The sequence below is a fragment of the Sphingomonas leidyi genome (assembly GCF_011761945.1).
Classification (GTDB): domain Bacteria; phylum Pseudomonadota; class Alphaproteobacteria; order Sphingomonadales; family Sphingomonadaceae; genus Sphingomonas; species Sphingomonas leidyi.
Map to the genome: position 1 here is coordinate 743,279 of NZ_JAASQV010000001.1, position 18,961 is coordinate 762,239.

The window sequence follows — 18,961 nt, forward strand, 5'->3', positions numbered from 1 at the left end:
GGCGCGGCTGTTAGGCGCCTCCCATGTCCGTCGATACCGCAACCGTGAAGAAGGTGGCGAGCCTCGCACGCATCGCGATCAGCGATGCCGATGCCGAGCGTCTCGCGCCCGAGCTCAACAACATTCTGGGCTGGATCGAGCAGCTCGGCGAGGTCGACACCTCGTCGGTCGAGCCGATGACCGCCGTTATCCCCAATGTGCTGCGCCTGCGCGAGGATGTGGTGACCGAGGGCAACCAGCGCGACGCCGTTCTCCGGAATGCGCCGCAGGGCGAACACGGCTTCTTCACCGTGCCGAAGGTGGTCGAATGAGCGACATCACCGATCTGGGCGTCGCGAGCCTTCGCGACGGCATCCGCACCGGCAAGTTCTCGGCACGCGAAGTCGCCGACGCGTTCATCGTCAAGGTGAGCAAGGGCAAGGCGCTCAACGCCTTCATCGTCGAGACTCCCGAGCACGCGCTGGCCGCCGCCAAGGCTGCCGACGAAGCGATCGCCAGGGGCGAGCCGCTCAAGCCGCTTTCCGGCGTGCCGCTGGGCATGAAGGACCTGTTCGCGACCAAGGGCGTGCAGACCACGGCCGCCAGCCACATCCTGGAGGGCTTCGAACCCGTCTATGAATCGACGGTCTCGCAGAAATTGTGGGACGCGGGCGCCGGCATGCTGGGCAAGCTCAACATGGACCAGTTCGCGATGGGTTCGTCGAACGAGACGAGCTATTTCGGCAACGTGATCTCGCCCTGGCGGCGCGGCGGCGGCGACAATGCCCCGCTGGCTCCCGGCGGTTCCTCGGGCGGCAGCTCAGCGGCGATCGCCGCGCGGCTCGTGCCCGGCGCGACCGGCACCGACACCGGCGGCTCGATCCGCCAGCCCGCTGCCTTCACCGGCATCAGCGGCATCAAGCCCACCTATGGCCGCTGCTCGCGCTATGGCGTGGTCGCCTTCGCCTCGTCGCTCGACCAGGCGGGACCGATGGCGCGCGACGTGCGCGACTGCGCGATCCTGCTCGAGAACATGGCGGGCTTCGATCCGCGCGATTCGACCTCGCTCCAGCTGCCGGTGCCGAAATGGGAGGAGCATCTCTCCGGGGACCTGAGCGGCAAGAAGATCGGCATCCCGGCCGAGTATCTGATCGACGGCACGCCGACCGAGATCGCCAAGCTCTGGGAAGCGGGCATCGCCTGGGTGAAGGACGCCGGCGCCGAGGTGGTGGAAGTGTCGCTGCCCCACACCAAATATGCGCTGCCGGCCTATTACATCATCGCGCCGGCCGAAGCTTCGTCGAACCTCGCCCGCTATGACGGCGTGCGCTACGGCCTGCGCGAACTGGCCGAGGGGCAGAACCTGCAGGAAATGTACGCGGCGACGCGTGCGGCGGGCTTTGGCGACGAAGTGAAGCGGCGTATCCTGATCGGCACCTATGTGCTCTCGGCGGGCTTCTACGATGCCTATTACACGCAGGCGCAGAAGGTCCGCGCGCTGATCGCGCGCGACTTCGAGAACGTCTTCAGCATGTGCGACCTGCTGCTGACGCCGACCGCGCCGAGCGCCGCGTTCGCGCTGGGCGAGAAATCGGCCGATCCGATCGCCATGTACCTCAACGACGTGTTCACCGTGCCTTCGAGCCTCGCCGGCTTGCCGGCGATGAGCGTGCCGGGGGGGCTCGACGCGGGTGGCCTTCCGCTCGGATTGCAGATCATCGGCCGTCCGCTCGACGAGCAGGGCGTGCTGAATGCCGGCCTGGCGATCGAGCAGCGCGCGGGATTCGCAGCGCGGCCCGAGGCATGGTGGTGAGCGTGGCGGCCGGCGTCGATTATCTCGAGGTCGGCCGAAAGGCGCATGAGCTGGAGACGCGGCACGGTATGGACGGAGCCCTTCGCTACGCTCGGAAGATTTCGGAATAGGCCCTGGCCGACGGGGATTTGGACGACCATCAATTTTGGAAAGCCGTCGCAGCCATGCTGACGCCGCGCTGAGCCTGAGAAGAAGCAACATGACTGATTCCACCTACCGCATCCAGGGCGAAACCGGCGAATGGGAGGTCGTGATCGGCCTCGAAGTCCATGCGCAGGTCACTTCCAACGCCAAGCTCTTCTCGGGCGCGGCGACCACGTTCGGCGCGGAGCCGAACAGCCAGGTGAGCCTGATCGATGCGGCGATGCCGGGCATGCTGCCCACGCCGAACAAGGAGTGCATCCGCCAGGCGGTGCGCACCGGCATGGCGATCGGCGCGGTGATCAACAAATGGTCGCGCTTCGACCGCAAGAACTATTTCTACGCCGATCTGCCGCAGGGCTATCAGATCAGCCAGCTCTTCCACCCGCTGGTGGGCGAGGGGCAGATCGAGATCAGCCTGGACGACAAGGATCCCGAGGCTGCGGTCAAGACGATCGGCATCGAGCGCATCCATGTCGAGCAGGACGCCGGCAAGCTGATGCACGACCAGCATCCGTCGCGCTCCTATGTCGATCTCAACCGTGCCGGCGTGGCGCTGATGGAGATCGTGTCCAAGCCCGACATGCGCTCGCCGCAGGAAGCCGGAGCATATCTGAGCAAGCTGCGCGCGATCCTGCGCTATGTGGGCAGCTGCGACGGCAATATGGACCAGGGCTCGATGCGCGCGGATGTGAACGTCAGCGTCCGCAAACCGGGCGCCGAGTTCGGCACGCGCACCGAGACCAAGAACGTCAACTCGGTCCGCTTCGTCATGCAGACGGTGGAAGTCGAGGCGCGCCGCCAGGTCGAGGTGCTGGAGAGCGGCGGCCGGATCGTCCAGGAGACCCGGCTGTTCGATCCCGATCGCGGCGAGACCCGTTCGATGCGCTCGAAGGAAGATGCGCACGACTATCGCTATTTCCCCGATCCCGACCTGCTGCCGCTGGAGCTGGACGATGCGTTCCTGGCGGAATGCCGCGCCAGCCTGCCCGAGCTGCCCGACGCCAAGCGCCGTCGCTACGAGCAGGCGCTGGGGCTGAGCGCCTATAATGCCGCGACGCTGACTGCCGATGCGGACACCGCGCGCTGGTTCGAGGCGCTGCTCGCCGAAAGCGCACGGGTGCAGAAGAAGGGCGAGAACGAAGTCGCGCGCGCCGCGGCCAACTGGCTGCTCTCGGATCTCTATGGCGCGCTCAACCGGCTCGGCAAGGATCTGGACGCGAGCCCGGTCAGCCCCGAACAGGGCGCCGAGCTGCTCGCGCTTGCCGCGGACGGCACGCTTTCCGGGCCGCTCGCCAAGCAGGTGTTCGAGATCATGCTCGAGACGGGCGAGCCGGCAGGCAGGATCGTCGAGGAGCGCGGGCTGAAGCAGACCAGCGACACCGGCGCGATCGAGGCGGTGATCGCCGAGGTGCTGGCGAAGAATCCCGGCCAGCTCGAGCAGTATCGCGGCGGCAAGGAGGCCCTGTTCGGCTTCTTCGTCGGCCAGACGATGAAGGCGATGGGCGGCAAGGCCAATCCGGCAGTGGTCAACGAACTGCTGAAGAAGGCGCTGGCGGGGTAGGCGGGAGGTCGTATCTCGCCTTCTCGGCGGGATTGACCGCATAGCCTGACGGTGTGCGGATCAGGTCGGCGGGAAGCGGGATCGCTCCCGTTGGCATTATCGGGAGCGATAGCGTTCCCGGCCAGCGCCGAGCCACGCTTTGCATCAGGTGCTGCCGGAACCGGGCGAAACCTTTCGGATCTTCGCCTTTGGCGAAGCTGATCCAGATTCGGCCGAGATTATCGCGATAGTCCATGGCCGAGGCAACGATCTCCCGGTCCTCCTTTCCCCGCCAGATCGTCGCGTTCAGGGTGATCGGCGATACTTCGGACAAGCGCTGAAGCTCTTCCGGCGTGGCGGCGTCGAGGTGAAACCCGCTTGCTTCGGCCTCGTGGCGCAGCAGGGCCAGAAACGCATCTCGTTCGGCGGCATCGGGCAGCGGGACCTCGAACGCCGCGACGGTGCGCCTGCTTTCGCGCTGAGGCGCAGTATCGCAGGCGGCGCACGCCAAGAAGAGCATTATGATGTTACGCATGCAGCTTCTCCTGGCGCAGCAGCTTGTTGCTGCGTTCCGGCGCGAACTCGGGCGTCCGCACGTCCCAGGCCAGGCCGGCGCGCTCCAGCAGGCGGATGAAGGCGTAGCCGAGGTCACTCTGGCCCGGATAGAGCCCGATCTTCGCCGAGCCGGGGAAGGCGTGGTGGTTGTTGTGCCAGGCCTCGCCCATCGTGATCAGCCCGGCCCAGGGCACGTCGTGCGCCTGGACGCCGGCATCCGCAACGATCCAGCGCTGCGGCCCGCGATTATGGGCCAGATGGCCGACCAGCCAATGGCCGTGCACGCACACGAAGACGCGGGCACAGACGCCCCACACGACGAAGCTCCAGCCGCCCGCCCAATAGAGCAAGGCCGCGACGGGCAGCTGCTGCGCCATCCAGCTGGCTTCGAGGAAGCGGTAGAAGGGATCGCGGCCGATGCGGCCAAGATCGAAGCGTGGCGGCGAATCGAGCTCCAGGCGGCAATGGAGCTGCCACCAGGCATCTCTTGCTGGGCGGCTGGCGTGGCTGAGATAGGGGTGGCAATCGGCGCGGCGCTGCGCCCAGTCGCGCAAATCGTGCGTGCGGATGATCGCGAACGGGCCGCTCATGCCGACCAGCGCGCCGAACCAGACGAGCAGGCGCTCGAGCCAGGGCGCGCAGCCGAAGCTCTTGTGGATCAGCCGCCGGTGATAGCCGACCGAATGGCCGAGCAGCAGCGTGGCGCCGGTCGTGCCGATGAACACCGCCAGCGCGGCGGGCGAGCAGGTAAGGGGGGCTAGGACGAGCGTCGTTGCCGCCATTCCGCCGTTCCACAGCGACTGGACCGGCGCCCAGCGCACGCGCCCCTCCACGGGATCGGCTCCCGGCGTCTCGACGAGATGGTTCACTGCATGCGGATCCGTCATGGCGCGACTCAAAGGTATTTAAGCAACTACTTTATTATCGCCTTTGGACTGGCAGGCAATGAAGAAATTTCTTAAATACCTTCCCATGCAACGCGTCTTCGAAGCCCTGTCGTCCACCGTGCGCCGCAAGATCCTGGCCTATCTGGCCCATGCCGAACTGACTGCCGGAGAGATCGCGGCGCGGTTCGAGATATCCAAGCCGGCGGTGTCGCAGCATCTTGCGGTGCTGGAGAATGCGGGGCTGGTCACCAGCGAGAAGCGCGGACAATATGTCCATTACCGGCTGGTGCGCGAGCACCTGGCCAATGTGCTGAACGACTATGTGCAGGAAGTCTGCCCGGTATCGCGCCCGCTCAAGCGGGAGAGCGTGGCGCTGGGGGAGGGTTCGGAGGAGAAGGAATAGGATGCGCTGGATCGCCGCTTGCCTGCTGAGCCTGGTCGCCCTGCCCGTCCTTGCGCAGACCGCGCCCGCGCCGAGTCCCGCGGCGCCGCTGCCGCGCGTGGCGCTGACCACTGCCGCGGGCACGATCGTCGTCGAGGTCGACACCGTCCACGCGCCGATCAGCGGCAACAACTTCCTGCGCTATATCGATCAGAAGCGGCTCGACGGCGCCCCCTTCTACCGGGTGGTGAAGGTGCAGGACCATTTCGGCTTCGTGCAGTTCGGAGTGAACAATGCGCGGGGCAAGGTGTTGCCGCCGATCAAGCATGAACCGACCACGCTCACCGGCATCAAACACACGGATTTCACGCTTTCGACGCCCCGCCGCGCGCCCGGCACCGCCGCCGGCGATTTCACCATCCTGCTGGGCGACCAGCCTTCGTTCGACGCCGATCCGACCAAGCCCGGCGACAATCTCGGCTATGCGGCCTTTGCCCATGTCGTCGACGGCAAGGACGTGGTGCTCAAGGTCTTCGACGCCCCCAATTCGCCCACCGCCACGCTGGGCGGCTATTTCAAGGGCGAGATTCCGGCAGCGCCGGTGAAGATCCTGACGGCGCGCCGGGTTGCGAACTAGAGGCGGACGCTAGTTCGCCGGCCGGTCGAGATACAAATAGAGCGGGTCGAACTCGGCAAGCGATTCCAGCCTGGGCCGGTCGTGGATCGTCACCCGCCCGCTGCGAAAATCGGCCAGGCCCGCCTCGCGCAACTCGCGCAGCACGCGGTTCACATGCACCCCGGTGAGGCCGAGGCACTCGGCGAACTGGTTCTGCGTGATCGGCAGGCCGAAGCCGTTGCCTTCCGCCGCGCCGACGGCGAGCAGCCGCGACTGCAGCTCGCAGAGCAGGTGCGCGGCACGCTCGATGGCGTTGCGCCGGCCGAGCGAGACTTCCCATTCGCGGTGGATGCTTGCGTCGAGATTGGTCGAGAACCAGAAGGCACGGGCAAGGTTCGGGAAGCGGCCGGTGATCTCCGTCACCTTGGCGTGCGGCGCGCGGGCGATCCGGCAGGGGGTGAGGGTGATCACATTGTGATCGAGATAGCCCAGCGTATAGCCGTGCAGGTCGGCGAAATCGCCGGGCACGTGCAGGTGCGTGATCTGGCGCTGGCCGTTGCTGAGGTCCTTGTACCGCGCGAGCAGGCCGTCGAGCAGCAGGATCGAGCTGTTCAGCCGCTCGCCGCGGCGCACGATCACCTGCTCCGCCGCATGGACGAACGGACCCTGCACCGCGGCACGCAGCGCTTCCTCCTCCGGAGCGCTGATTTCGCAGCGCAGCCGGAGCCTTTTCAAATGTCTGTCGATCATGGATGGCCGGGGTTTACTGCTGATCCAAGTCCTGGTGCCGCACGTCGCCGGTACGGCCCGATAGCGCTAGGGGCTCCGGCGGCGCATGACCGTTGCCGGTTTCGCCCGGTTTGACGGCGTCGGCGCGGGGTTCGCCGATCCGCGTGCGATCGGAGCGCGGGTCTTCACGATCATTGTCGTTCATCCTCTCTCTCCCTGTCGGGCAATCGGCTGGCCGGGCGCGGGCACCGTCGGCGTGGCCGGTTGCGGTGCGGGCACATCGATGTCCGGCACCGGCGGATCAAGTTCGGGAGGCGGGCTCGCCGGCTGGCCCGGAAGCGGCGCGGGAGGCTGCTCGGCGGGCGGCACGGTGGGCTGGACGGGCGGCTCAACGGGCACGAACGGTCTCCTTGTTTCGGTAGACCAACGCTTCGTGTCGCGATGAAGTTGCCTGCGCCCTTGCGATGAAGGCCCCGACTGTTATAGAGCCCGCCGACCGGCGGTGCCCTGTGCGGGCGTGGCGGAACTGGTAGACGCGCCAGATTTAGGTTCTGGTATCGAAAGGTGTGGGGGTTCGAGTCCCTTCGCCCGCACCAGCATCGCCGCTCGTTTGCCCGCGTCACCGGACGCCTGCCAATTCCTTTTCTTGAAGTTTGGAAGCCTGAGAAAAATGCAGACTGTCGAGACGTTGAACGAGGGCCTGAAGCGCGCCTACACGCTCAAGATCACTGCCAAGGACATCGACAAGAAGGTCGATGCCGAGGTCAAGCGGGTTGCCCCGCAGGTCCGCATGCCGGGCTTCCGTCCGGGCAAGGTGCCGACCAACCTGATCCGCAAGATGCATGGCGAGGCGATCGCGCAGGACGCGCTCAACAGCTCGATCCAGGAAGGCGTGCAGAAGCTGATCGCCGACAACAAGCTGCGCCCGGCCGTGTCGCCGTCGGTGAGCCTGGAAGGCGAATATGCGCCCGGCGGCGATGCCGAGATCAAGGTCGAGCTGGAGGTCCTGCCGGACGTCCCGACTCCCGCGATCGACGGCCTGAAGCTCGAGCGCCTGACCGTGCCGGTGAGCGATGACGAAGTGAACGTCCAGCTCAAGCAGCTCGCCGGCCAGCAAAAGGCCTGGACCGATGCGCCGGCCAAGCACAAGGCCGCCGAGGGCGACCAGGTGACCATGGACTTCGCCGGCAGCGTCGACGGCGTCGCATTCGACGGCGGCACCGGCACCGACATGTCGGTCGAGATCGGCACCGGCCGCCTGATCCCCGGCTTCGAGGACCAGCTCGTCGGCGTGAAGTCCGGCGACGAGAAGACGATCGACGTCACCTTCCCGGCCGATTATGGCGTGCCCGACCTGGCCGGCAAGCTGGCGCAGTTCGCCCTCAAGATCACCGCCGTGAAGACTGCCGGCGAGACCGTGATCGACGATGATTTCGCCAAGACGCTGGGCCTGCAGAGCCTCGAGCAGCTCACCGGCCTGCTCAAGGGCCAGCTCGAGCAGCAGCTGAACGGCCTGACCCGCACCTATATGAAGCGCAAGCTGCTCGATCAGCTCGCCGCGGGTCATGACTTCGAGGTTCCGCCCTCGATGGTCGATGCCGAGTTCGAGCAGATCTGGCACCAGCTCCAGCACGAAGCCGAGCATGAGGCGGACCCCGAGGCGGCCAAGGCCGAGCTCGAGGCCGAGCGCGCCGATTATGTGAAGATCGCCGAGCGCCGCGTGCGCCTGGGCCTGCTGCTCTCGGAGATCGGCACCGCCAACGGCGTCGAGGTCACGCCCAACGAGATGAACCAGCTGATCACCCAGGCGGCGGCGCAATATTCGCCGAACGATCGCGAGCGCTTCTACCAGTATGTCCGCAACGAGCCGATGGCCGCCGCCCAGCTGCGCGCGCCGCTGTTCGAGGACAAGGTGGTCGATTTCCTGTTCGACAAGGCCGACATCTCGGACCGCGAAGTGACTCGCGAGGCGCTGGAAGCCGCGATCGAGAGCGATGACGGCTTCGACACCGGCACGCACACCCACGACCACGACAACCACAAGCCGCGCAAGTCGAAGAAGGCGGAAGCCGGCGAGGGCGAGGCCAAGGCCGAGAAGAAGCCTGCCGCCAAGGCGAAGAAGGCAGACGCCGAGCCGGCGGAAGCCGAGGCCGAGCCCGCCAAGAAGCCGGCCGCCAAAAAGGCTCCGGCCAAGAAGGCGGAGGGCGACGAGGCCGAAGCCAAGCCCGCCAAGAAGGCGCCCGCGAAGAAGAAGGCCGACTGAGGCTTTCTCCTTCGGGACAAGTTCAGGCCCTCGTTCCTTGTGGAGCGGGGGCCTTTGCTTTGTCAGCTGAAGATGTCGGTGAGCGCCGGGCCGCGCTGCGCGGCCTGGGCGCGGGCGATCCTCCACAGCATCGGGATGACGGTGGCGGCGAGGGCGATGCCCGTCACCGACTGGATCCAGATGATCGTCATCAGCGCGAACGGGCCGGCGAACACGCCCAGGATGATCAAGTCGAAGAAGCTGAAGAGCCACAGGTCCCACGAGGCGAAGACGCACATCGTGAGGAGCGTCGGGATCAGCATGTCCATCCTGACCTCGACGGAGGCCAGCTCGGCAAGGGCGTGCAACTCATAGAGGTCGGGCCACAGGTGATAGGCGATCAGCAGCACTGGGTTGGTGGCGGCATCGATCATCACCCTTGCGATGGTTGCCGATGTCAGTGGTCAGAGCCTGTGCGTTTTCATTCTCGCTCTCCCGCCGGGAAGCATGCTCGGGGCACCAATCCCCGCCAAGTGAAATTGATATCGAACCGTAACCGTTTCGGCCCTATGGCTGGCGCATGAGCAAGCCGACCGTCGCCGTGATCCTGCCCTGCTACAATGAAGAAGCCGCGATCGCGCAGACGATCGAGGGGTTCCGCAAGGTGCTGCCGGATGCGGCCATCTACGTCTATGACAACAACAGCCGCGACCGGACGATCGAAGTCGCGCGAGCGGCCGGTGCCGTGGTCCGCAGCGAACGGATGCAGGGCAAGGGCAATGTCGTCCGCCGGATGTTCGCCGATGTCGAGGCCGACATCTATGTGATGGCGGACGGCGATGCGACCTATGATCCGGCCTCGGCCCCCGCCATGGTGGCGCGCGTGGCGGAGGAGGGGCTCGACATGATCGTCGGCACCCGCGTGCACGAGGCGGCGGAGGCGTATCGCCGCGGGCATGTGCTCGGCAACCGGATGATGACCGGCATCCTCGCCAAGCTGTTCGGCCGCAGCTTCACGGACATCTTCTCGGGCTACCGCGTCTTCTCGCGCCGCTTCGTGAAGAGCTTCCCGGTGCTTTCCGCCGGCTTCGAGATCGAGACCGAGATCAGCGTTCATGCGCTGGAGCTGAAGATGCCGGTGGGCGAGGTGGAGACGCGCTATTTCGCCAGGCCCGAGGGATCGGAGTCCAAGCTAAGCACCTATCGCGACGGCTGGCGCATCCTGAAGACGATCGCGGTGCTCTACCGGATCGAGCGGCCGATGCTGTTCTTCGGCTGGATCGCCACCGTGTTCGCCGCGCTGGCGGTGGGGCTCAGCATCCCGCTCGCCGTCACCTGGTTCGAGACCGGCCTCGTGCCGCGTTTCCCCACGGCGATCCTGGCGACGGGATTGATGATCCTCTCCTTCCTGAACCTGTTCACCGGGCTGATCCTCGACACGGTGGTGCGCGGGCGGCGCGAGGTGCGGCGGCTCGCCTATCTGGCGCAACCTGGGCCGCTCAAATAGGCGGTCGCCGCGAATCGAGGCTTGCAGCGTTGCTCGAATATTCGATCTGATAAGGTCTACCTTGTCGGATCGGCCATCCATGGGCGTATGTCTTCAAAGGTTCGCTCGATCGAAAAAGAAACTTCGATCATCACTGCCCGATGATCGGGTATGATTATTGAAGATTTCATAGACTTTACTGAATTCATTGTTTGATTCTCGTTAAATGAAACGAAAATGAAATAAGCATTACTTATATGCTGCTATCGTTGTAACAATAATGCCAACTGCAATGCGTAGGGGCGCCTCGATCAGGAATAAACCTGAAGGGGGTTACCCATATGCAGAATGTTTCCCGCTTCCGTCTGTCGCTGCTCGCGGGCGCGACCTTGTTCGCGTTGTCCGCGATGCCCGCGCTGGCGCAGGACCAGACGGCGACGACGACGTCCGCCCAGGCCGACGGCAATGATCAGGGTGGCCTCGGCGAGATCATCGTCACGGCGCAGCGTCGCGAGACCAATCTGCAGCAAACGCCGATCTCGATTTCGGTGCTGAGCACCGAGGCGCTGCAGGATCGCCACGTCCAGAGCCTGTTCAACCTGGCCGACGGTACGGTGCCGTCGCTGCGCGTCGCCACGTTCGAGGCACGCCAGTCGGCGCTGACCATCGGCATCCGCGGCATCGTCCCCTATGACCAGAACCAGACGGCCCGCGACGGCGGCGTCAGCGTCTATATCGACGGCGTCGCCCTCGGCAAGACTCAGGGCCTCAACGCCGCGCTGTTCGACATCGAGCGCATCGAAGTGCTGAAGGGCCCCCAGGGCACGTTGTTCGGCCGCAACACCGAAGGCGGCGCGCTCTCGATGGTCACCAAGGCGCCCACCGGCGAGTTCGGCGCGCGCATGACCGCCGGCATCGGCAATTATGGCAGCCGCAACGCGGACATCCATCTCGACCTGCCGGCGTTCTTCAACATCGCGCTGAAGTTCGACGGGGTGTACCAGCATCAGGATCCGACGGTGAAGGATCCGCTCGCGGGCTCGGTCGGCTGGAACTATTACGATCGCAAGGGCGGCCGCGCGGCGGCGCGCTGGACCCCGTTCGAGGGCCTGACCGCGGACTTCTCCTATGATTATGCGAAGGACGAGAACACCCCGCAGTTCAGCCAGCTGATCAACTACAATCCGAACAACTACACCGTCGGCACCTATACGCCGGCGGGCGGTACGATCGGCACCACCCTGTATCTGCCGGGCACCGCTACCGCTTGCGGCGGCACCATCACCGCGGCCCAGGCCGCGGCTGGCCGTCTTCCCTGCGTTGCGCCGCTTGCGCCCGCGGTCGGCGTGCACCCGGAGCGTCAGAAGGTCGCCGATGTCGGCGTGCCGCAGCAGCCGAGCGTCGACATCACGCACGGCTTCACGTCGAACCTGAAGTACAAGGTCGCCCCGGGCCTCGAACTGCGCTCGATCACCGCCTGGCGCGGCGTCAGCACCGATCAGTGGGACAATTCGGGCGGTCCGGAGCGCAGCACCTATGCGCCGAACGCCAATTTCAGCCGCTACAGCCTCTCGTTCCTGAAGCAGCACCAGTTCAGCCAGGAATTCCAGGCGGTGGGCAGCTTCGATCAGTTCGATTTCGTCCTCGGCGCCTATTATTTCACCGAGCATGCGACCGAATATGCCGCGACGCCGCTCAGCAACCTGTGGAACGCGGACGGCACGGCCTACACCATCCGCAGCCCCATCGTCACCGGCACCGTCACCAGCGCGAATTCGGGCTACCAGCCCTATGCCGCCTCCTGCGTGAACACCCTGGCGGCCACCGTCCCGCAGTTCACGAACAGCTGCCAGTTCATCACGCGCGCCAGCAAGGCCTGGGACCACAACTACTCGGCGTTCGGCAACCTGACCTTCTCGCCGGAAGGCACCGGGCTGCACTTCACCGCCGGCGGCCGCTTCACCAAGGACAAGCGCCACGGCGCGCTCTACGTGGTGAACAACGCGGTGCAGGGCTTCACCTTCGAGAACAGCATCAGCCGCTTCGATCCGATGTTCAACATCGCATATGACGCGACGCAGGACGTCCATCTCTACGCCAAATATTCGACCGGCTTCCGCGCCGGCGGCGCCAACGACCGTTCGCAGAGCTTCAACGCCTTTGGTCCGGAATCGGTGAAGTCGTACGAGATCGGGGCGAAGATGGACTTCTTCGACCATCATGCCCGCTTCAACATTGCCGGCTACATCATGGATCGCAGCAACACGCAGTTCGACTTCGACCTGTTCGACACTGCCGCGACCATCACGCTGCCCAACGGCACCGCGGTTCCGAACCCGACCAACGGCGCGCACATCGAACAGACCCAGAATGCCGGCAACACCAAGATCCGCGGCATCGAAGCCGATCTGACGGTGAAGCCGACGGCCGGCCTGACGTTGTCGGCTTCCTATGCCTATACCTATTGGAAGGCGCCTTCGGCAGTGAACCCGTTCACCGGCGGCCTGCCGCAGCAGCTCTACATCGTCTACACGCCGAAGAACGCAGCGTCGGGCGCGATCGACTATGTGCTGCCGCTCACCATCGCGAACGGCGCCAATCTGCGCCTGCACCTCGATGCCAACTATGCCAGCAGCCAGTACAGCTTCCAGCTCGAGCCGACCAAGACGGATCCGAGCTTCGTCGTGAACGGCCGCATCGCGCTGGCGGATATCAAGATGAACGACAGCGCGCAGGTGACTCTGTCGCTGTGGGCGCGCAACCTGTTCGACAACACCTATATCTATCGCCGGTCGAATGCGAACTCGTCGCCGGTGTACAACTATAATGGCGCCACCCTGGTCTCGACCAACTATGGCGGCATCCTGGGCGACTATGCCAATTTCAACCCGCCGCGCACCTTCGGCGCGGAAGCCAGCGTCAAGTTCTGATCCCCGGTCCCCGGCGGCGAGCCGGGGAGCGGATCGCGGGAATGGCGGCCCGGACGGTCATCCGTCCGGGCCGTTTCTCATGGGGCGAGCGGCAGGCGGACGCGGACGCGCAGGCCCGGCCGGTTGTCCACCAGCTCGAGCGCGCCGCGATGGAGCGCGGCGATCGCCTGGACCAGGGGCAGGCCGAGGCCGTGCCCCGGGCGGTTCCGGCTATGTTCGAGCCGGCCGAAGCGGCGGAGCGCGAGCGCATGCTCGGCCGGGGCGATGCCGGGGCCGTCATCGGCGACGGTGAGGACGGCACCGTCGCTCTCTCGCGTCACCGACACCGCGAGGGTCGAGCCCGGCGGAGTGTGGTTGACCGCATTCTCGATCAGGTTGACGACGAGTTGGGTGAGCAGCCGCGCGTCCCCCTCGATCGGTGCGGAGTCCCAGGGGCCGAGGCGCAGCTTCTGTCCCTTCTCGTCCGCCAGGGCCTCGATCGCCTCGGCAGCGCCGGCGGCGATCTCGGCCAGGTCCAGCCGGCGGAACATCGCCCGGCGATCGCCACCCTCCACTTCGGTGATGCGCAGGATCGCGGCGAACATCGCCAATATCTCCTCGCTCTGCGCCATCGCTTCCTCGACCTGGGGGCGGAGCGCATCGGCGCCGGGCTCGGCAGCGAGCCGAGCCAGCTGGCCGTGGAGCCGGGCCAGCGGCGTGCGCAGGTCATGCGCGATGTCGTTGGATATCTGGGAGAGGCTGGTCATCAGCGCCTCGATCCGGTCGAGCATGTGATTGAAGGCCTCCGCCTGCCGGCCAAAGGCGGAGCCCGCCCGCTCGACCGGCACGCGCGCGCGCAGGTCGCCGTCGACGATCGCCTCCGCCGCATGGCGTACCGCGCCGATGTTGCGCCGGATGGCAAGGCCGAGGGCCAGCGTGCCCAGCGCCACGAGCAGCAGGATCGTGCCGAAGCCCGATGCGAGGATCAGCATGCGATGCGAATCGTGATGATCGATCGGCTCGCTCTCTGCCGCCAATGCCAGCGTCAGGCCGTTCGGCAACGCGTGCACCAGCGCCCGCCCGCGCGTGAGGCCGTGGATGCCGGCACTCCGATCGATCGTCGAGAGGCCCTGGGGAAAGCCGTGCGCGGGCGCGATGTTGCCGGCCAGGTGCCGGCCTCGTGCATCGATCAGCAGGAAGCCGATGTCGCCGCTGTCGCGTCGCCGCGTTTCCTGCGCGATCCGGTGCATCAGCAGCGGCTGGTCCGGATTGTCGGCGAGCAGTTCGGCGGCTTGTCCCTGCAGCCGCTTGTCCACTTGCCGGTCGATCGCGCCGACGAGCGCCAGATAGACACCGGCGCAAGTCAGCACCGTGGCAAGCGCTATGGCGGTGAGGAAGGCGAGCGCGATCGCCCGTAGCGAGCGAGGCGACGTCATGGCTCAGGCGCGGAACATGTAGCCGACTCCGCGCACGGTCACGATCGGATCGGGCAGGCCGGGCAGCTCGAGCCGCTGGCGCAGGCGCCGGATATAGGCGTCGACGATGTTGGTGGTGGGAACGAAATCATAGCCCCAGACGCGCTCGAGCAGCAGCGGCCGGGTGAGCACCGTGCCCGCCTCGCGGACGAGCTCGGCGAGCAGCTTGATCTCTGTCTTGTGCAGCTCGATCGGCTGGCCCGCGCGCGTGACCCGGTGCCGCGCGACGCTCACCGTGACGTCACCCGCCGTCACCGTCGCGCTATCGGTGCCATTGGCCTGGCGGCGGCGGAGCAGGGCGCGGATGCGGGCGTGGAGCTCGTCGGTCTCGAACGGCTTGACGACATAGTCGTCGGCGCCGGCCTCCAGCCCTTCCACCCGCTCGGGGAGGCGGCCCAGCGCGGTCAGCAGGATCACCGGCGTCAGCACTTCCTGCTCGCGCAGCCAGCGCAGCACGTCGACTCCGTCGACGAAGGGAAGCATCCGATCGAGGATCACGATGTCGAACGGATCGTCGCCGATCGCCGCGATCGCCGCGCGCCCATCGGCAACCGCCTGGACGGCATAGCCCCGTTCGCTCAGCTGGTCGCCCAGCAGGCGGCGCAGCGGTTCGTCATCTTCGACGAGGAGGAGGCGCACGGGGTCGTCGGACATCGATTGGCTGGCCAAGGTTCGCATCCAGGCAAGGTTCGTGCCCCTGTAAGGGGAAGGCAGGCAAAGGTCGATCCGAAACAATGGGGCCGCGAGCGTTCGGGCCCGGAGCGCTCAGGCCCGGGTCTCCACCAATCCCAGCGCGATCAGGCTGTGCGCAGTGGCGAGGATCGCCTCCGCATTGCCGCGGGGCTGCCAGTCGAGCAGCTTGCGTGCCTTGACGTTGCTGGCATTGGCCCGGATGCCGAGCCGCGGCGCCGCCTCGCGCGCCATCGGATTGAAGAGGGCGAGGATCCGCACCAGCCAGCTCGGGATGCGGCGGCGCGTGATGTTGCCGGCCGCGTCGCCCAGATCGGCGCGCAGGATATCGGCCATTTCGGGAATCGAGACTGCCTTGCCCGCCACGGCGAGGAATCGCTCGCCCGCCGCGCCGGCATGCGTCATCGTCTCGATCTGCAGGCTGGCCACGTCGCGCACGTCGACCACGCCGAACCACAGGTCGGGCAGGCCGGGCATCCTGCCCTCGATCATCGACTTCACCAGCCAGATCGAAGTGGAAAGATCGTCGTTGAGCGCCGGGCCGAAGATGCCGACGGGATTGACCACCGCCAGCTCGAGGCCGTTGCCCTCGGCCGCGATGAAGTCCCATGCCGCGCGCTCGGCGAGGGTCTTGGACTTCATATAGGGCTGGACGGCGGGGCCGTTCACATCGGTCCAGTCGGCCTCGGTATAGTCGCTGTGGCGCTGGCCATGGCCATAGCCGATCGCGGCGAAGCTGGAAGTGAGCACCACGCGCTTCACGCCCGCGTCGCGCGCCGCCCGCAGCACCCGGAGCGTGCCGTCCACGGCCGGGCGGATCAGTTCCTGTTCGTCGGCGGGCTGGCTCTGCGGGAAGGGGGAGGCGACGTGCTGGACATAGTCGCAGCCGGCCACGGCCTCGGCCCAGCCTTCGTCCCTTTCCAGATCCGCGGCGACGAAGCTCAGGCGGCGCGTATCGGCGCCGGCCCGCTCGAGCGTCGCGCGGACCTGTGGCTCGCGCGCGAGGCTGCGGACCGTGGTGCGGACATCGTGCCCCGCCGCCAGCAACTGGAGGATGACATGGCTGCCCACGAAGCCGGAGCCGCCGGTGACCAGGACCTTGTGCGTCGTCATGATGCCATCATGGGGCAGCACCGTTGCGCCTTCAAGGCAGCGCGGGCGTGGAGGGCGTGCAGCCCTGGCCGGCCATCCGCGCGTTCCCGGGCGGCGGCCCTCCGTGAAAGCCCTTGTCGCGACTAACCATAACCAAGGCTTGAACTCCGCTCGCCAAGCGCCGATGTTGGGTCGGGCAAACAGACATAACGAGATTTTCACCCATGCATCCGCTTTCCGGTCAGATGACCATTGACCCCGTCACCGGCGGTCTCGTCCCCATCGTCATCGAGCAGTCGAGCCGCGGCGAGCGCAGCTTCGACATCTATTCGCGCCTGCTGCGCGAGCGCATCGTTTTCGTGACCGGCCCTGTCGAGGACCATATGGCCTCGCTGATCACCGCCCAGTTGCTCTTCCTCGAGTCCGAGAACCCGAAGAAGGACATCTGGATGTACATCAACTCGCCGGGTGGCGTGGTGACCGCCGGCATGGCGATCCACGATACCATGCAGTATATCCGCCCGCGCGTCGGCACGGTCTGCATCGGCCAGGCGGCGTCGATGGGCAGCTTCCTGCTCGCTTCGGGCGAGCCGGGCCTGCGCGTGGCGCTCACCAATGCCCGGATCATGATCCACCAGCCTTCGGGCGGCGCCCAGGGCATGGCCTCGGACATCGAGATCCAGGCCAAGGAGATCCTGCGGATTCGTGCGCGGATGAACGATCTCTACGTGAAGTACACCGGCCAGCCGCTCGACAAGATCGAGCGCGCGATGGACCGCGACACCTTCCTGGAGGCGAACGAGGCCAAGGAATTCGGCCTGGTCGACGAAGTGTACGAGAAGCGGCCGATGCCGACCGACGGCGAGGCTGCGGCCGCCTGATCGTCAGGAGCTGTTTAAGGAGTCTGGCGTAATAGCCAGATTCCGGGTTTGCCGGATAATCTCCCGCGTGTAGGATGGCGGGTGGCGTAACGTGCGCGCGGCGCACCAAGGATGGATTGAATGACCAAGCTCAGCGGCGGTGACTCGAAGAGCACGCTCTATTGTTCGTTCTGCGGCAAGTCGCAGCACGAAGTGCGCAAGCTCATCGCGGGCCCGACCGTGTTCATCTGCGACGAGTGCGTGGAGCTCTGCAACGACATCATTCGCGAAGAGACCAAGTCCGCGCTCGTCAGCAAGAAGGACGGCGGGGTCCCGACGCCGCAGGAGATCTGCGACGTCCTCGACGATTATGTGATCGGCCAGAAGCGCGCCAAGCGCGTGCTCTCGGTGGCGGTGCACAACCACTACAAGCGGCTGAACCACGGCGCCAAGGGCGCGGACGTCGAGCTTTCGAAGTCGAACATCCTGCTCGTCGGCCCCACTGGCTGCGGCAAGACGCTGCTGGCGCAGACGCTGGCGCGCATCCTCGACGTGCCGTTCACCATGGCGGACGCCACCACCCTCACCGAAGCCGGCTATGTCGGCGAGGACGTGGAGAACATCATCCTCAAACTGCTCCAGGCCTCCGACTATAATGTCGAGCGGGCGCAGCGCGGCATCGTCTATATCGACGAGATCGACAAGATCAGCCGCAAGGCCGAGAACCCGTCGATCACGCGCGACGTGTCGGGCGAGGGCGTGCAGCAGGCGCTGCTCAAGCTGATGGAAGGCACCACGGCGAGCGTTCCGCCGCAGGGCGGGCGCAAGCATCCGCAGCAGGAATTCCTGCAGGTGGACACCACCAACATCCTGTTCATCTGCGGCGGCGCCTTTTCGGGGCTGGAGAAGATCATCGGCGATCGCCTGCAGGGCAAGTCGATCGGCTTCGGCGCGCATGTCGCCGCACCGGACGAGCGCCGCACCGGCGAGATGCTCAAGCAGGTCGAGCCGGAGGATCTCCTCAAGTTCGGCCTGATCCCCGAGTTCGTCGGCCGCCTGCCGGTGATCGCGACGCTCGAGGACCTCGACGTCGAGGCGCTGATCAAGATCCTCACCGAGCCGAAGAACGCGCTGGTCAAGCAGTATCAGAAGCTGTTCGACATGGAGGGCGTGAAGCTGGGCTTCAACGACGACGCGCTCACCGCCGTTTCGAAGAAGGCCATCGAGCGCAAGACCGGCGCGCGCGGCCTCCGCTCGATCCTGGAGGGCATCCTGCTCGACACGATGTTCGACCTGCCTTCGATGGACGGGGTGGACGAAGTCGTGGTCGACAAGGACGTGGTCGGCGGCACCAAGGAGCCGGTGCGCGTCTATGCCAAGAAGGAAAAGGCGGGCTGAGCGCAGCGCGCCGGCTCCGGCTGGATTTCAGGAGGCCCTTTCCGCGAGCGCGGGGAGGGCCTTCTGCTTTTCGGCACCCTCGAGCCAGCAATCGTCATTCCCGCGAAGCCGGGGATCCAGCGGCATGAAGGCGAACCCCCTGCCGCTCCGGACCTCGCCTTGGC

Annotated in this window: 19 protein-coding genes and 1 tRNA gene; 11 read left to right on the forward strand and 9 right to left on the reverse strand. The window is 66.2% G+C overall.

Annotation, left to right across the window (positions count from 1 at the left end; translation table 11 throughout):
• Window positions 1-23: 23 nt before the first annotated feature.
• From gatC to gatB, 3 genes are all read left to right on the forward strand, one after another.
• A complete protein-coding gene (gatC, locus tag FHR20_RS03710) occupies window positions 24-311 on the forward strand; it encodes an Asp-tRNA(Asn)/Glu-tRNA(Gln) amidotransferase subunit GatC (protein ID WP_167298272.1) in 288 nt (95 codons plus the stop codon).
• The gene (gene gatA, locus FHR20_RS03715) at window positions 308-1,792 is read left to right on the forward strand and encodes an Asp-tRNA(Asn)/Glu-tRNA(Gln) amidotransferase subunit GatA (protein WP_167298273.1); all 1,485 of its coding nucleotides are present in this window, start codon (window positions 308-310) and stop codon (window positions 1,790-1,792) included. Before gatC ends, gatA begins: the two co-directional genes overlap by 4 nt.
• A 199-nt stretch (window positions 1,793-1,991) precedes the next feature.
• On the forward strand, window positions 1,992-3,497 hold the full coding sequence (gene gatB / locus FHR20_RS03720; protein ID WP_167298274.1) for an Asp-tRNA(Asn)/Glu-tRNA(Gln) amidotransferase subunit GatB: 1,506 nt from the start codon (window positions 1,992-1,994) through the stop codon (window positions 3,495-3,497).
• Here gatB and FHR20_RS03725 read toward each other — a convergent pair.
• The gene (locus FHR20_RS03725) at window positions 3,463-4,011 is read right to left on the reverse strand and encodes a hypothetical protein (protein WP_167298275.1); all 549 of its coding nucleotides are present in this window, start codon (window positions 4,009-4,011) and stop codon (window positions 3,463-3,465) included. The genes gatB and FHR20_RS03725 overlap by 35 nt on opposite strands.
• Window positions 4,004-4,918, reverse strand: coding sequence for an acyl-CoA desaturase (locus FHR20_RS03730; protein WP_167298276.1), 915 nt, complete (start codon window positions 4,916-4,918; stop codon window positions 4,004-4,006). The genes FHR20_RS03725 and FHR20_RS03730 overlap by 8 nt, the downstream gene beginning before the upstream one ends.
• Before the next feature lie 85 nt (window positions 4,919-5,003).
• Here FHR20_RS03730 and FHR20_RS03735 point away from each other — a divergent pair, with 85 nt between their 5' ends.
• The gene (locus tag FHR20_RS03735) at window positions 5,004-5,321 is read left to right on the forward strand and encodes a metalloregulator ArsR/SmtB family transcription factor (protein ID WP_167298277.1); all 318 of its coding nucleotides are present in this window, start codon (window positions 5,004-5,006) and stop codon (window positions 5,319-5,321) included.
• A 1-nt stretch (window position 5,322) separates the two neighbouring features.
• On the forward strand, window positions 5,323-5,937 hold the full coding sequence (locus FHR20_RS03740; protein ID WP_167298278.1) for a peptidylprolyl isomerase: 615 nt from the start codon (window positions 5,323-5,325) through the stop codon (window positions 5,935-5,937).
• Window positions 5,938-5,946: 9 nt separating this feature from the next.
• On the opposite strand, the gene FHR20_RS03745 is transcribed toward FHR20_RS03740, so the two are convergent.
• Genes FHR20_RS03745 through FHR20_RS03755 form a run of 3 tightly spaced genes read right to left on the reverse strand, consistent with a single transcriptional unit; the run spans window position 5,947 to window position 7,044 of the window.
• Entirely contained in the window at window positions 5,947-6,666 is a 720-nt protein-coding gene (locus FHR20_RS03745; protein ID WP_167298279.1) for a Crp/Fnr family transcriptional regulator, read from the reverse strand.
• Window positions 6,667-6,679: 13 nt separating this feature from the next.
• Window positions 6,680-6,850 carry a hypothetical protein gene (locus FHR20_RS03750; protein WP_167298280.1) on the reverse strand — a complete coding sequence of 57 codons (171 nt, stop codon included), beginning with the start codon at window positions 6,848-6,850 and terminating at the stop codon, window positions 6,680-6,682.
• Window positions 6,847-7,044, reverse strand: coding sequence for a hypothetical protein (locus FHR20_RS03755; RefSeq protein WP_167298281.1), 198 nt, complete (start codon window positions 7,042-7,044; stop codon window positions 6,847-6,849). Before FHR20_RS03755 ends, FHR20_RS03750 begins: the two co-directional genes overlap by 4 nt.
• 112 nt (window positions 7,045-7,156) lie before the next feature.
• Between FHR20_RS03755 and FHR20_RS03760 the strand changes: the two genes are divergently transcribed.
• Together FHR20_RS03760 and tig are read left to right on the forward strand one after the other, a co-directional pair.
• Window positions 7,157-7,241, forward strand: a tRNA-Leu gene (locus tag FHR20_RS03760).
• Window positions 7,242-7,315: 74 nt separating this feature from the next.
• Entirely contained in the window at window positions 7,316-8,908 is a 1,593-nt protein-coding gene (gene tig, locus FHR20_RS03765; RefSeq protein WP_167298282.1) for a trigger factor, read from the forward strand.
• 62 nt (window positions 8,909-8,970) lie between these two features.
• On the opposite strand, the gene FHR20_RS03770 is transcribed toward tig, so the two are convergent.
• A complete protein-coding gene (locus FHR20_RS03770) occupies window positions 8,971-9,321 on the reverse strand; it encodes a hypothetical protein (protein ID WP_167298283.1) in 351 nt (116 codons plus the stop codon).
• A gap of 146 nt (window positions 9,322-9,467) precedes the next feature.
• On the opposite strand from FHR20_RS03770, the gene FHR20_RS03775 reads away from it, so the two are divergent.
• Together FHR20_RS03775 and FHR20_RS03780 are read left to right on the forward strand one after the other, a co-directional pair.
• Window positions 9,468-10,394, forward strand: coding sequence for a glycosyltransferase family 2 protein (locus FHR20_RS03775; RefSeq protein WP_167298284.1), 927 nt, complete (start codon window positions 9,468-9,470; stop codon window positions 10,392-10,394).
• A 320-nt stretch (window positions 10,395-10,714) separates the two neighbouring features.
• Window positions 10,715-13,303, forward strand: a complete 2,589-nt coding sequence (locus FHR20_RS03780) for a TonB-dependent receptor (protein ID WP_208413387.1) — start codon at window positions 10,715-10,717, stop codon at window positions 13,301-13,303.
• Window positions 13,304-13,380: 77 nt separating this feature from the next.
• On the opposite strand, the gene FHR20_RS03785 is transcribed toward FHR20_RS03780, so the two are convergent.
• The 3 genes from FHR20_RS03785 to FHR20_RS03795 form a co-directional block, all read right to left on the reverse strand.
• Entirely contained in the window at window positions 13,381-14,718 is a 1,338-nt protein-coding gene (locus FHR20_RS03785) for a sensor histidine kinase (protein ID WP_167298285.1), read from the reverse strand.
• A gap of 3 nt (window positions 14,719-14,721) precedes the next feature.
• Window positions 14,722-15,435, reverse strand: a complete 714-nt coding sequence (locus tag FHR20_RS03790) for a response regulator transcription factor (RefSeq protein ID WP_425057373.1) — start codon at window positions 15,433-15,435, stop codon at window positions 14,722-14,724.
• 87 nt (window positions 15,436-15,522) lie between these two features.
• Window positions 15,523-16,581, reverse strand: a complete 1,059-nt coding sequence (locus FHR20_RS03795; RefSeq protein ID WP_341786400.1) for an SDR family oxidoreductase — start codon at window positions 16,579-16,581, stop codon at window positions 15,523-15,525.
• Window positions 16,582-16,763: 182 nt separating this feature from the next.
• Between FHR20_RS03795 and FHR20_RS03800 the strand changes: the two genes are divergently transcribed.
• Window positions 16,764-17,420 (forward strand): ATP-dependent Clp protease proteolytic subunit, encoded by a 657-nt coding sequence (locus FHR20_RS03800; protein WP_086129007.1) that lies wholly within the window; start codon window positions 16,764-16,766, stop codon window positions 17,418-17,420.
• Window positions 17,421-17,540: 120 nt separating this feature from the next.
• Complete coding sequence (clpX, locus tag FHR20_RS03805; protein ID WP_137864312.1) at window positions 17,541-18,797, forward strand: ATP-dependent Clp protease ATP-binding subunit ClpX; 1,257 nt, start codon at window positions 17,541-17,543, stop codon at window positions 18,795-18,797.
• Window positions 18,798-18,961 lie beyond the last annotated feature (164 nt).